Source organism: Hymenobacter sp. J193, from assembly GCF_024700075.1.
Classification (GTDB): domain Bacteria; phylum Bacteroidota; class Bacteroidia; order Cytophagales; family Hymenobacteraceae; genus Hymenobacter.
Window position 1 is genome coordinate 1,672,472 of the sequence record NZ_JAJONE010000001.1, and the last position, 13,724, is coordinate 1,686,195.

A 13,724-nucleotide genomic window follows, 5' to 3' on the forward strand; every position below is an offset into this window, starting at 1 on the left:
CTGGCTCCTGAGCAGTCTTCATTCCACCCTCCCTCACTGACCATTCCCATGAATCCATTAGTAGCCATCAAACAACACGGCCAAAGCATCTGGCTGGATTATATCCGCCGCAACATCCTTGTGAACGGGGGGCTGCAGCGCCTGCTCACGGAAGACGGCCTGCGCGGAGTCACGTCGAACCCGGCCATCTTCGAGAAGGCCATCGGCGGTAGTACTGACTACGACGCGGCAATCCAGGCCCTGGCTTTGCAGAGCCTCTCGGCCGAGCAGATCTACGAGCAGTTGGCTGTACAGGACGTGCAGCACGCCTGCGACCTGCTGCGCCCGCTCTACGATGCTGCCGACAGCGGCGGCGACGGCTACGTGAGCCTGGAAGTGTCCCCGGCCCTGATCCACGACACGGAAGGCACCGTGCAGGAAGGCCTGCGCTTCTGGCAGCAGGTGAACCGGCCCAACGTGATGATCAAGGTGCCCGCGACCCTGGAAGGGCTGCCCGCCATCCGCCAGCTTATTGCCACCGGGGTGAACGTGAACGTGACCCTGATCTTCGGCCTGGAACGGTATAAAGCTGTGGCCGAAGCCTTCCTGCTGGGCCTGGAAAACCGCGCCGCGGCGGGCCAGCCGCTCTCGCGCATCGACTCGGTGGCCAGCTTCTTTCTCTCCCGCATCGACGTGCTGCTGGACCCGCAGCTCGAGAAGTTGGCTGCCCAGGGCGGGGAAAAGGGCGCACTGGCCCAGTCCTTGGTGGGCGAGGTGGCCCTGGCCAGCGCCAAGCAAGCCTATCAACTCTACAAAGGCATCTTCAGCGGGCCGCGCTGGCAGGCTTTGCAAGCGCAGGGTGCGGTGCCGCAACGGCTCTTGTGGGCCAGCACGGGCAACAAGAACCCCAACTACGACAACCTCAAGTATGTGGAGCAGCTGATCGGGCCGGAGACAGTGAATACGATTCCCGTCGAGACGCTGGACCTGTACCGGGTGGGCGGCCGGCCGCAAAGCCGCCTGGAAGAAGGCACCGAGCAGGCCGCCCAGGTGCTGGCCCGCTTGCCCGAGCTGGGCATTGACCTAAGCCAAGCGACCCAGCAGCTCGAAGACGAAGGTGCCCAGAAGTTCAATGAGCCTTTCGCCAAGCTGCTCACCACGCTGGAAGAGCGGCGCCAGGCGGTGCTGCAAGGGGCCAGCGCCGCGCCGGCCGTTTAAGCCTGTTTCAGCACACGCCACTGCTTCTTAATGCCTCCCACCCATTTTATGATGAAGCCACTTATGTCTACCCAAAACCTGCTGCAGCCGGTGCGCCTTGGGCTGCTGGGACTGCTCGGACTCACACTACCAAACTGCGCGGCCGTGGCCCAGACCAGCCCGGCGGCCACCACACCCGCCAGCGGCGGCAACCCCATCATCAAGCAGAAATACACCGCCGACCCCGCCGCGCTGGTGCACAACGGTACGGTGTACCTGTACGCCGGCCACGACGAAGCCCCCGCGCCCCAGCAAGCGTATGTGATGCACGAGTGGCTGGCGTATTCGTCGAAGGATATGGTGAACTGGCAGGAGCATCCCTCGCCGCTGAACGTGAAGGCCTTTGCCTGGGCGCGGGACGATGCCTGGGCCTCGCAGGTGGTGGAGCGGGACGGTAAGTTCTACTGGTACGCGGCCGTGGAGCATAATTCCATTCCCGGCAAAGCCATTGGCGTGGCCGTAGCCGATAACCCGCTCGGCCCGTTCAAGGACGCCCGCGGCTCGGCCCTGATTACGAACAACATGACCACGGACGTGAAAATCGGGTGGGACGACATTGACCCGACGGTGTTCATCGAGAAAAACGGGCAGGCCTACCTGTACTGGGGCAACAGCCAGTGCTACTACGCCAAGCTGAAAGCCAACATGACCGAGCTGGACGGCCCCATTCAGAAGGTGACGCTGCCGAACTTCACCGAAGCGCCCTGGGTGCACAAGCGCGGCGACTGGTACTACCTGTCCTATGCCTCGGGCTTTCCCGAGAAGATTGTGTACGCCATGAGCCGCAGCATCGAAGGCCCCTGGGAGTACAAGGGCATCCTGAACGAGCTGGCTGGCAACTCCAACACCAACCACCAGGCTATCATCGACTTCAAGGGCAAGTCCTACTTCATCTACCACAACGGCGGTATCAACACCGATGGGGGCTCCTTCCGCCGCTCCGTGTGCATCGACGATTTGTACTATAATAAAGACGGCACGATGAAGCGGGTGGTGATGACCTCGGAAGGCGTGAAGCCGGTGAACTAAAGGTTAATGCTTTATAGAGAAGCCCGCCGGAAGCATTTCCGGCGGGCTTCTCTATTCTCTATATCTTTCCGTGCGAAGTTAGGAAGCTGAGTTAAACGTATGTTAAATAGCTCACTCAGATTCCTCGCTCCGCTCGGAATGACACTTACTTGTCCCGCACCATGCGGCAGCCGTAGACGCCGCCGGCGGTTTTGCCGGGGTGGGCTTGTAGCTTCACGACCACGCTGGTTTTGCCCTTGGTGAAAGCGGCGGGCAAGGCATAGGCTTCCTCAAAGTACTGGCCGGGCTTGTTGTTTTCGAGCACCTGCGTGGCTACTTTCTGGCCGTCCACCAGTACGTCGAAGGCGCGGTTGTAGGCGTCGCTGCCCCAGTATTTGATGAGGAGCTGATGGGTGGCCTTGGGGTCGGTTTTCAGGCGGAAGGCGAAGAAGCCGCCGTCGGTGGCGTGGCGCCACTTGTTGCCGTTGGCATCGCCGGCCACGGAGTTCTGGCTGGTAAGCTCATGGTCGCGCTCCGGCTGCATTTCCCCGATGCGCAGCTCGTCGGTGGTGCGGGCGGCCAACTCCCGCTGGCGCAGCCGCTCCGCCTCAAACTCGGCCTGGCGGGTGGCCCACTGGGCGGGCGTGAACTGGTCCCAGTACACGTTGTAGTGCTCGTCGTAGACCTGATAGAACGGCACCAGCCGAACGGGCTGCGGCTGGCTGAGCTGGCTGACTTCAAACGCCACCGCTTGCCGGTCAACCGGCTGCACAAAGCTGCTGATTGCGGGTTGGGTGGTAACAAGCACCGGGGCGCCTTTTTGCGCATCGGGTGCCTGCTTTCCGAGCTGACCAGCCAGCAGCCAGGGGCCGTAGAGCATAGCCAGGCGCTGCTGGTTGTCGGGCAAGGCTTCGGTGTATAGGCTCTTGGGCAGCACGATTTCCACCTGGTCGCCGGAGCGCCACTTGCGGTTTAGCGTAACGTAGCCATCCGGGCCGGCTTTGGCTTCCACGGCTTTGCCATTGATTCGCAGCTTCAGGCCACCCGTGGCCCAGCCGGGCTGGCGCAGCTTCAAGGGGAATTTGGTGGCTTTGCGGGCCTGTACCGTCAGGCGTACGGTGTCGGCGGCCGGGAAGCGGGCATCCTGGCGCAACGTCACACTTTTCTCCCGCCACTGCAGCTCCGAGGGCACGTACAGGTTCACGTAGAGGCTTTCATCCTGGCCCCGGAAGTAGATGCCTTCCCCGTACTTCACGTGGTTTTCCATGCCCGTGCCGGTGCAGCACCAAAACGACTCGGTGGGCGTGTTGTAGGCTTTCTTGCCCCCGGCTACCAGCGGCACGAAGTAGCACATCATGCCCGTTTCCTGGTTTTGGGAGGCCAGAATGTGGTTGTAGAGCCCCCGCTCGTAGTAGTCGGCGAGGGCGGCGGTGGGCTGCCAGGCAAACAGGTGCCGGGTCAGCTTAAGCATGTTGTAGGTGTTGCAGGTTTCGGTGGTTTCCATATTCAGCCGGTCCGCGAGCTTGTCGGGCGCGCCTAGGTGCTCATGGTCGCTGTTGCCGCCGTTGGCGTAGGAGCGGTGCCGCACAATGGCGTCCCAGAAGAATTCGGACGTCGTTTTCTCGGCGGCGTTGCCCGTTAGCTCGTACTGCTGGGCCGCTCCCAGAATCTTCGGAATCTGGGTATTGGCGTGTTTGCCGGTTAGCTCGTCGCGGCGCTGGGCCAGGGGGCTGAGGATGGCCTGGTGGTTGAAGCGGTAGGAAAGCGTGAGGTACTTTTTGTCGGCGGTGAGGGCGTACACGCTGGCCAGCGCGTCGTTCATGCCCCCGTGCTCACAGGCCAGCATCTGCTGCATCTGGGCTTCCGAGAGGTTCTGCGTTACGTCGCCCACCCAGTCGGCCAGCTTCACGGCCACGGTTTTGGCCTGCTCGTTGTCGGTGTACAGGTACGCATCTACCAGGCCAGCCAGCACCTTGTGCACGGTATACCAGGGCACCCAGCCGCCGTTCAAATCAAAGCCGCTGGAGCGGATGTCGCCCCGCTTGATTTCGGCAAACAGCTGGTCTTCCTTCGGAATGCCGCCCACGTAGCCGGTCTGGCGCTTGTCCTGGCACAAAGCCAGCTCCTGTACCATATAATCGACGCGCTGCTTGAACTTCACGTCACCCGTAGCGGCGTACGCCAGCGCGCAGGCGGCCAGGTAGTGCCCCAACGAGTGGCCCGAAATGCCCTGACTTTCCCAGCCCCCGTACTCCTTGCCCTTGGCCGGCAGTCCGGCGTTCTGGCGGAAGCGGGCCAGCAGCCGGTCGGGCTCCAGGTCCAGCAGATAGCGCACGTCGCGCTCCTGGGCCGCCTTAAACGGACTGTCGAGCAAACGCACATCCCGTAGCGGAAATGCGTACGCCCGCACCGGCACTACTGGCTCCACCTTGATTTTGGGGTTACGCCACTCCGGCGCGTACGACTGCGCCGCCACCGGCCCGGCTGCCAGCAGCAACGCGGCCCCGGCCAGCAGGAAGGAGGAAACAGGCTTGTTTATCATAGGAAAAGCAGAGAAAAGACGTTGTTGCGAAGCTGGGTAGAGGTCATGTGGTTTTACTTTCCTGCTTCTCTATACCCGTCAAGTAGTAGGGTGCGGGCCTTGTCCTCGCCCGTCGTTGAACAGAATCGTTGCAACGGCGCAAACACCCGGGCGGGGACAAGCCCCGCACCCTACGGCCACTGACGGAACCAGCCGGTTACTGCACGGCCGCCACGCCGGCTTTGGTCATGATGACCTTCTGAATGGTGCCGTCGGCATTGTAGTACAGGTAATCGATGCACACGGAGCGGCGGAAGGAGCCGCCGGCGGGGCCATTGGCTCCGTTGTGGTAAACGAAGTAAGACTTGCCCTTGAAGTCGATGATGGCCTGGTGGTTGGTGTTGCTGTTCTCGGCCAGCTCGTTCAGAATGCCCTTGTACTCCCAAGGCCCCTCGGGGCTGCGACTCATGGCGTAGGCCAGCCTCTCCGGAAATTCGGTGGCGTATGAGAGATAGTACCAGTCGCCGCGCTTGTGCACCCAGGGCGCCTCCGTAAAGCTGGGCAGCACAATGGTGTTGATGGGCCCGTCCAGTTCCGTCATGTTGGCTTTGAGCTTGGCATAGTAGCAGCCCGTGTTGCCCCAGTACAGGTAGGCCTGGCCCGCGTCGTCAATGATAACCGTAGGGTCAATGTCATCGAAAAAGCTGTTCACCTTCGTGGTCATATCATTGGTGATGAGGGCCGAACCACGGACGTCCTTGAACGGGCCCAATGGGTTATCGGCCACGGCCACGCCAATGGCTTTGCCGGGCACCGTGCGGTGGTCCACGGTGGCGTACCAGTAAAACTTGCCGTTGCGCTCTATCACCTGCGAGGCCCAGGCATCGGCGCGGGCCCAGGTGAAGTCCGTCACGCGCAAAGGCACGGGATGCTCGGTCCACGTCACCATATCCGGGGAAGAGTAGCACAGCCACTCCTTCATCTGGTAGCCTTCCTGCGGAAACGGGGTTTCGTCGTGGCCGGCGTAGATATAGACCTTGCCGTCATGCACCAGCGCGGCCGGGTCGGCGGTGTATTTATCGGTGATGATGGGGTTGCGGTTGCCCGTGGGCGTAACCACCGGCGGCACGAAGGGCGCGGGCTTGTCCTTCTGGCAGGCAGCCAGCAGCCCTAGCGCCGCAATCAGCGGCAGAAACGCGTATTTTTTCATGAGGAGAGAAGTCGTCGTTTTTTGATAAGCTGCCATCAGCTTCGCAATCAGGCTATGCTGTTAGCTGGGTTATTTTTTCACTGCCGAAATCCGGTAGAAGCCTGCGCCGTGGCGGCGGATGTAGGGCGCAAACTCGCCCGTCACGGAACCCAGGTTTTTTCCCGTCCACAGGTCGCGCACGGTGCAGGCGCCTTGCAGCTCTAAGCTCTGCAGGGCCACGGGTACGCGGCTGGAGTCGGCAGGCATGGGCCGATAGGGGTTTTTCGTGAACACCAGGAAGCGCACGGTGCCGCCCGTATTCTGCGCGGCCCCAGCCTGGTCGAGGCCCACTTCGCCGGTGAGGCGCGTGAAGCCTGCCGGCAGCTCGTAGGTAATCATGGAGTTGGCGTGCGTGCCGATGCCGCTGGCGTAGGTCTTCCCTCCTACCACCAGCTCGCCGCCCGACACGCTTTTGTTGGCCGCCACCTGCCCCCAGCCCGCCGTAGCCTTCTGCCAGGGCAGGGAGGAAAGCGCCACGGTTTTCTGCCCATCCGAAAGCGTCAGGTTCAGCCAGTCGGCGTGGTCCCAGGCAATATCGTCGCCCCCGTCGCGCACATTCAGGTACAGCTGACGCGCCCCGCCCAAGTCAGCTTTCAGCTCCTGGCGCTGGCCGGGCGTCTGGCGCGTAATCGGGCCGCTGGCCCACACAGCCTCGGTTTCGGGCAGCAACTCCTGGTCCTGGGCGTTGAAGACGGCCAGGAACTTGTCACCGGTTTTGGGGTCGTCGGCGGTCCAGGCAATCAGGTCGTTCTGGCGAAACAGCTGGCGGTTGCGGGTACTGCCGCAGTTTACGGCCAGCACGTCGGGGTTGGTGAGCAGGCTTAGGGTGAAGGCGTCATTGCTGGGCAGGTCGCCGCCGAACATGAGCGGGGAGCGGAAGATGCTCCACAAGGTCATCAGCGTGTACTGCTCGTCGCGGCTGAAGCGTGTCATCCGATCATCCCCACGCTCGGCCCGGATGCCCAGGCGGCCCAGCGGCAGCATATCGGCATCGGGAAAAGCACCGGGACTGATGTGGGGCGCCCAGCGGTTGCACACCTCGAAGTGCTCCTTCAGCTGCTCCCAGGAGTCCCAGAAGTCACCCACAGTGCGCCACATGTTGGCGTGGGCGGCCACGTGGTGGGCCTCCGCAATGGGCGTTTCCCCTGGCGAAGTGCTCAGTACGATCTTCCGGCCCGACTTATCAATGGCCCGTCGAATCATCTCTACTTCCGCCTTGTGGTAGGGCGACGACAAATCATCCACCTTCACAAAATCGACGCCCCAGCCGGCGTAAAGTTTGAACAGGGAATCGTAGTACTCCTGCGCCCCGGGGCGGCCGGCCACCACCGTGTACATGTCCTGCAACCAGCCGGCCTGGCCTTCTTTGGAGTAGATGTCGGCGGCCGTGGCCTTGCTGCCGAGGATGGGCAGCCTGCGCTGCACCGCCACCACGGGCACCCCACGCATTATGTGAATGCCGAACTTCAGGCCCCTGGCGTGCATATAATCGGCCAGGGGCTTGAAGCCCTGGCCGCCGGCCGCCGACGGGAAGCGGTTGGGCGCGGGTACAAAGCGGCCGTACGCGTCGATGTTCCAGGCGGGGTCTTTCTCGTTGTAGCCGTGGGCCGTGTCGTTGCCCACGTACCAGCGAATGTCCACCACCACGTATTCCCAGCCGCTGCTTTTCAGGTTGCGGGCCATGTAGTCAGCGTTGGCCTTTACCTCGGCCTCCGTTACGGTAGGGCCGTAGCAGTCCCAGCTGTTCCAGCCCATGGGTGGCGTGGCAGCCCACTGATGAAAATCGGGGGCGGCACGCTGGGCCGTGGCGGGCAACAGGGCCGCAAGACAACTACCAGCTACTACGGCCAGCATTTTCCAGGAGGAGGGCATATAGTTTAGGTAGTTGAAAGTAAGGCTGGTACAGCCGTTTGGGGCTTGATGAGCTGCCGACCGGCTTCTGCCCGTTCGGCTCACTTTCTTGCTTTGGCTCTGCCGGTGCGGCAATAGGCAGTGCGGGCAAGCAAAGCTGATAATTTTTCTTTTGTAACGCAATCGATTGTGTCTATTTTATTCTTACTTTAGCCCCGTAGTCACCGCTAGTCAGCTAGCGGTGCTTTAATAGCCGGAAAATAAATTTGGCTTGAAGATTCTGGGTGAGACTTTAAGCCTCGGGCCAACCTTTTCGCATCCCTCCACATTTAGCAAGCATATGGTTAATTTACTATCTAAAAACACAATCGTTTGTGGAACTATAAAACCTCATTGCTTTGCTCACAATCTCCATCTGCTGAAGGATAAAACGTTTTTCCTCAACCCTTTTCACTTCTCAGTTTAAATTCCATGAAAAAATCTGTACTCTTTGGTTCTTTCGCTACGGCCTGCCTGCTCGGCGTAGCTCAACTGGCTGTGGCGCAGGCCCAGACTTTGGTAAACGGCGGCACCTACAAAATCACCCACTTCGGCAAAGTCGACCCGACCACCAAAACCCCGCTGTGCCTCGACGTGGACTTCAACTCAGCCGATGCTGGCACCAGCATCGGCCAATGGATCGACAACGGTTTTGATGCTCAGCGCTTTGTACTGGAGGCCCAAACGGATGGCTCCTACAAAATCCGCCACGTTGGCACGCCCATGTATCTGCAACCAGTAGCGCTAAATACGGCAGCCGGCACGCAGATAGAGCAGAACGTATCTTCCGACAGCGACGCCCAACGTTGGCTGATCACCAATACCGGCGACGACCTGTTTGAACTGATGCTGAAGGCCACCAAGGACGCTGCCAAGCCGCAGGTATTGGAGGTGGGCTTTGCCAGCGACGTACCCGGTGCCCGCGTGAACCTGTGGGATGACACGGATTTTGCCGAAGCCCAGCGCTGGCAGCTGACGCTCATTTCGAGCCCGACGGCCAATAAGAAAACCAACCCCGCTGAGCTGAACGCTGAGGTTTATCCTAACCCACTCGGCCGCAGCCAGGAGCTGTCGGTGAAGGTGACTACGGCCCGTAGCGGTGCCGCCGAGGTAGAGCTGCTGGATGTGCTGGGCCACAAGGTGCTCGGCCAGCGGGCTGCTCTGCGGGTCGGCAGCAATACCGTGAGCCTCAGCCGCCAGCCGCTGGCCGCCGGTATCTACATTCTGCGCGTGAGCCAGGGCAACTACATCCAGCAAACCCGCATCGTGCAGCAATAACTGCTACTAGCCGGTTTTATAACAACCAGGAGCCAATCAAGGCCAGTAGCTTTAGCAGGCACACTTCCAGCAAATACCAGGTCGTGGAGCACCTGCAGCGCACGGCCAGCAGCTCGTACTCCCGGACCGGGGTGCTTGCCGGAGGTGCATCAACTCAAACGGCGTTCGGCCTCTCAGCGGCTTCGGGTTCTTATCCCGCCGCTGAATGGCTGAACGCCGTTTGAGTTGAAGCTGGAAGCTCATCGAGCCACACACGCTGGACCAGCCGGGCACGCGCGGAGGCGCCGGCCATGCAAACTATCTGTTTGTCGCAGGTGTATTTAACCGCACCCGCACTATCTGGCGTGACTTACCCGCCCGGTTCGGCGACTGGACCAGGCCGGCGGCGTAGCAGCCCTGAAACTACCCAACGGGCATGCCAACGGCGTATACCGTGGTGCGCGTGGATCAAAAGCCCTGCTTGGTGGTAGAACAATTGTGATGCTAGTTGAGCAACTGCAAAACCGCTGTAAGTAGAGCGCGGCTCACATCAAATTTTTCCTCCTGCTCTACCGGCCATTTCTTTAAGCAGCTGTTCAACAGCCACGGCCAGTAAAGAGAATGGAGCGTTATTTCTATCCGTGGTAGTAGCTGGAGCCAAAGGCACCGCACAAAGGTTGGCCTACCAGCCCAACTTGCACGTTCGTCATATCCGATATCGTGTCCCCACCAGTTGATAATGTTGTTCCGTGTATGCTGCTGCACTTGACGAAGGGGTGCGCGGCAACACACCAAAAAGTACCACGCTTTCCCTTTGGCAGTTGCACCCACTACACCAAGCCCTTGCTTTGACCCCATCCCGGTAAAAGCATGCACTAAGGGAATGACCCAATGCGGGTCGATCTGCTAAATAAATAGCACCCGCACCGCAAGCCCGACGGTATAGTGTAAAGTGCTTGTGTGAGGGTCAACCTGGTAAAATCATAGACATTTCATCATCGGCTACAGTTAAACGAGCGGAAAGCAGAGGCGAACCTATTGCCCAGTCATTAAGGAAATATGGGAGGTTATACAGCCTTCCTTCGTGTTTTTAAGGGAAGATTTCCAGCCTATGCCCCTGCTGGCTGCTCCCCTGATTGGCTAGTTCCTACGCGGCCCAGGTGAGTGTGCTGAAAGCTCGTGGTATACTTCAGGCCGTAGCCCAGCATTCGGTCGAAAGCGCTATGAAATAACAGCACCGTGCCGACGAGCACGAGCACCGGCTGCCCGAGAAACCAGCCCGCTACGCCCACCGCCACGGCCAACGCTTTGTGATGGGCCAGGTTGTAACTCCAGGCCCCTACGCGCGGCCCGGCCAGGTAACCCAGCATGCTCACGTCGGGTAGCAGAAAGGTAGCGGGCAGTACCCACCAGGTGTAGGGCAAGTGAGCAAATACCAGCAGGGCCAGGAGCAGTTCGGCAAGTTCTTCGAGTTTGAGCAGGGCTTTCATAGGGCCGGGAGATGAGACGGTGAAAAAGAATACTCAAACTTCCGGCTTTTCCTCCCTGGTCAACGATAACAAAAGCTAAGAAAACGGCTGGTCAGCGCCCCCGCGCCACCCGCGCCCGAATGCGGCTCAGCGACACTGGCGTAATACCTAAGTAATTGGCGACCAGATGCTGCGGTATCCGTTCCAGAATCTTGGTTTTGCCGCTAGCCAACAGCGCCCGGTAGCGTTCTTCGGGCGAGAACAGCAGCTGCTCAACTAAGCGGGCGTCGGTGCCCAGCAGATGATACTCGGCTATCAGGCGGCCGAAGCGCTGGTACACCGGCCGCTCGTCGTAGAGGCGGCGCAGCACGGCGTAGTCAAACACCACTAACTCGGTGTCGACCAGCGCCTGGATACTGAGTTGACTTGCGTTACCGGTCAGGCAGCCCGCGTAGTCGGCCAGCAGGTGATGCTCAAAAAAGAAGTACGTTGTGCGTTCTTCCCCGTTCGGGCGGGGATAGTAGAGGCGACAGGTGCCGTGGAGCAGCAGCGCCAGGACGGGCTGATACTGGCCGGCTTGAATAAAATGCTCCCCGCGCGCCAGGTGCTGTACCCGCAGAGCTGGTGCCAGGGCAAGCCAGTCGGCGTCCAGCAGGTCAGGCACAAAGCGGTGGAGGTAGGCGCGCAAGGGGTGCATAACCGAGAAAAAGCTACGTATTAACTTAGCCATCCGGCTAAACGACCACTCAAGGTACGGAGCTGAGCCGACGCGGAAACCGCTACTTTTTCAAGACTCATCCCATCCGTTAAGTAACCGATAAGCTCCCAGTCTACTTACTCAATGCCAGGGTGCTGGATTTTATGCTCACACGCACACTATTGGGTGCGGTTAAACAACCAGCGTAGAACCTCCGACTCAACTCTGCGCAAACTTGTTCGGCGGGCAGGCTGGTCAGATAAGTTGGATTCGCCATGCAGGTTCAGCTGGTGATGGAAGAGCACGGCCGCGGGAGAGACGATCCGGCTGCCGCTTGCTGCTCAGGCGGCAGCTGGGCCAGGTGCTCAAAGTAAACCAGCCAAGCTGGTTGACCACTCCCGGGTATTGGTAGCCCGGCAAGTCTTTACCAAGGCAACGGACCGGTGGCAGAAGAGCTCGTGCCTGTGGGACCATCTGCCGGTAGCAGGGCCAGCCGGATAGCCTCCGCGGCGCCCTGTGCAGGGGTATCGGTGCCGGCAAAGCCGTTCAGGTCGGTGGCCGTGTAGCCCGGGTTGGCCGAATTCACTTTAATGGCCGTGTCGCGCAGTTCGTAGGCCAGCTGCACGGTGAGCATGTTCAGCGCGGCTTTAGAAGCCGAGTACCCCAGCAGGCCCCAGTCGTGCTGACCACTGAGCGTAAGCGAGGCCAGCGGACTTGATACGTTGACGATGCGTCCCGCGGCGGCTTGCCTAACCAGCGGCAAAAACGCTTGCGTGACGGCCAGCGTGCCCAGAAAATTCGTTTCCAGCACCTGCGCCACACTGCGCACGGCGGCCACGCTCGCCAGGCCGTCGCCGGCGGCGTTGATGCCTGCGTTGTTTACCAGGATATCAAGCTGCCCTTCCTCGCGTTGGAGCTGCGCGGCAGCCGCGTCGAGGGACGCCTGATTGGTTAAGTCCACTTGCAGGAACCGCACTTCGCCTTCCGCTGCTAACTCCGTGACGGCTTGCTGCCCCTTGGCTGCCTCGCGGGCCCCAAGGTAGACCTTGCAGCCCACCCGCAGCAGCCCGCGTACAATCTCCCGGCCAATGCCTTTGTTGCCACCAGTAACCAGTGCTATTTTCCTGTTTTCCATATTGTGTGGGGTTACCTCCCGGAAGTGGAAGTGAATACTCCACAAAGGTCCGACGGGTACGCTGCGGGGCGGCTTCGTCAATCAACCCATCTGTTTTAGATTTCAAATATGGTCTGGCGGCGGAACGCGCCGGGAGTCTGGGCCGTGTGGCGCTTGAAAAACGTACAGAAATGGGCCACATCAGTAAAACCCAGGCTATCGGCAATTTCCGAAATGCTCCAGTTCGTTTGCTTCAGCAGAATTTTGGCTTCCTGCGTTAGGCGCCGACTCAGCAGCGCGGTGGTGGTGTGCCCGGTTGTTTCCTTCAGTACCCGGTTCAGGTGGTTGACGTGCACGGCCAGTTGGTTGGCGTAATCGACGGCGGTGCGCAGGCCCAGCGGGGGTTGCGGGCTATGGCGCGGAAACTGCCGCTCCAGCAAATCGGTGAACTGCGTGGCGACCCGGTCGGCCGCGTTGTGCGTGGCCAGCGGCGGGGCGGCCGGCTGCAGCTTCTGCACCAGGTGAATCAGCTCCCACACGTACGTGCGCAACAAGTCGTACTTGTAGGCATAGCGGGACGTGAGCTCATACGCCATCTTTTGGAAAATAGCCTCGACCGCCGCGCAATCCGCCTCCGACACCTCCCACACAGGGTAAGCGCCGGGCTGAAAAATCGGCAACTCGGCCAGCACTACCCCCGAGCGGGCGGGAAGCAGAAAGGCATCGTCGAAGAGGCAACAGTAGCCTTCCGGTGTTTCGGTGAGAGGCAGCCATCGGTACGGCACGCGGGGCGTGACCAGAAACAAGGTGTTGCGGCCGCTGTGCGGGCCCCTGTCCGCGTACTCCACCTGGCTGTGCCCGCGGCAGAGCGTGATTTTATGGTAGGCTCGCCGGTTAAACGCCATCGGGGGTGCCCCGCGCAGGTCCGCCAGCGGGAAGACGTTGAAATGCCCCACGCCGTGCGCCATATCGGGCGGCGGCAGCACGCCCACTGCCGACTCCGGAGTAGGCGCGCACGCGGCATAAAAGGCAGCTAAGGAAGTCGGTATCATGGGAGCATACGCATCAAGCGGGCGGGCCGTGGCAGAGGAGCACCGAAATCCCCTATGTTTTCGGGAAGACAAAGACGAATAGTACGCTTCCGAATAAGAAGCCTTGTAATACGTCTGCCTTTTTTCGCTCCTCACCCTAACCTGACCAAGCAGGAGTATGTTCAGCGGCGGGACTGCGGCGTCATTGCGGAATTAGGTTGACCAAGCCGTGGGCACGCGCGAAAACGAACC

At 60.6% G+C, this 13,724-nt stretch carries 10 protein-coding genes; 3 read left to right on the forward strand and 7 right to left on the reverse strand.

Annotated elements, in window-relative coordinates; genetic code table 11:
- Positions 1-48: 48 nt before the first annotated feature.
- A complete protein-coding gene (tal, locus tag LRS06_RS07225; RefSeq protein ID WP_257870864.1) occupies positions 49-1,197 on the forward strand; it encodes a transaldolase in 1,149 nt (382 codons plus the stop codon).
- A gap of 63 nt (positions 1,198-1,260) precedes the next feature.
- Positions 1,261-2,265, forward strand: a complete 1,005-nt coding sequence (locus LRS06_RS07230) for a glycoside hydrolase family 43 protein (RefSeq protein WP_257870865.1) — start codon at positions 1,261-1,263, stop codon at positions 2,263-2,265.
- A gap of 145 nt (positions 2,266-2,410) precedes the next feature.
- Here LRS06_RS07230 and LRS06_RS07235 read toward each other — a convergent pair whose 3' ends face one another.
- The 3 genes from LRS06_RS07235 to LRS06_RS07245 form a co-directional block, all read right to left on the reverse strand.
- The gene (locus tag LRS06_RS07235; RefSeq protein ID WP_257870866.1) at positions 2,411-4,786 is read right to left on the reverse strand and encodes a glycoside hydrolase family 127 protein; all 2,376 of its coding nucleotides are present in this window, start codon (positions 4,784-4,786) and stop codon (positions 2,411-2,413) included.
- 196 nt (positions 4,787-4,982) lie between these two features.
- Positions 4,983-5,975 carry a glycoside hydrolase family 43 protein gene (locus LRS06_RS07240; RefSeq protein WP_257870867.1) on the reverse strand — a complete coding sequence of 331 codons (993 nt, stop codon included), beginning with the start codon at positions 5,973-5,975 and terminating at the stop codon, positions 4,983-4,985.
- Positions 5,976-6,044: 69 nt separating this feature from the next.
- The gene (locus tag LRS06_RS07245; RefSeq protein WP_257870868.1) at positions 6,045-7,886 is read right to left on the reverse strand and encodes an NPCBM/NEW2 domain-containing protein; all 1,842 of its coding nucleotides are present in this window, start codon (positions 7,884-7,886) and stop codon (positions 6,045-6,047) included.
- 450 nt (positions 7,887-8,336) lie between these two features.
- Between LRS06_RS07245 and LRS06_RS07250 the strand changes: the two genes are divergently transcribed.
- Positions 8,337-9,182, forward strand: coding sequence for an RICIN domain-containing protein (locus LRS06_RS07250; RefSeq protein ID WP_257870869.1), 846 nt, complete (start codon positions 8,337-8,339; stop codon positions 9,180-9,182).
- 1,088 nt (positions 9,183-10,270) lie between these two features.
- Here LRS06_RS07250 and LRS06_RS07255 read toward each other — a convergent pair.
- The 4 genes from LRS06_RS07255 to LRS06_RS07270 all read right to left on the reverse strand — a co-directional run bounded on the left by LRS06_RS07255 (position 10,271) and on the right by LRS06_RS07270 (position 13,493).
- Positions 10,271-10,651, reverse strand: coding sequence for a DUF4260 domain-containing protein (locus LRS06_RS07255; protein ID WP_257870870.1), 381 nt, complete (start codon positions 10,649-10,651; stop codon positions 10,271-10,273).
- Positions 10,652-10,742: 91 nt separating this feature from the next.
- Positions 10,743-11,327: a Crp/Fnr family transcriptional regulator gene (locus LRS06_RS07260; RefSeq protein WP_257870871.1), complete on the reverse strand. Its 585-nt coding sequence runs from the start codon at positions 11,325-11,327 to the stop codon at positions 10,743-10,745.
- A gap of 424 nt (positions 11,328-11,751) precedes the next feature.
- On the reverse strand, positions 11,752-12,462 hold the full coding sequence (locus LRS06_RS07265; RefSeq protein WP_257870872.1) for an SDR family oxidoreductase: 711 nt from the start codon (positions 12,460-12,462) through the stop codon (positions 11,752-11,754).
- A 95-nt stretch (positions 12,463-12,557) separates the two neighbouring features.
- Complete coding sequence (locus LRS06_RS07270; RefSeq protein ID WP_257870873.1) at positions 12,558-13,493, reverse strand: AraC family transcriptional regulator; 936 nt, start codon at positions 13,491-13,493, stop codon at positions 12,558-12,560.
- Positions 13,494-13,724 lie beyond the last annotated feature (231 nt).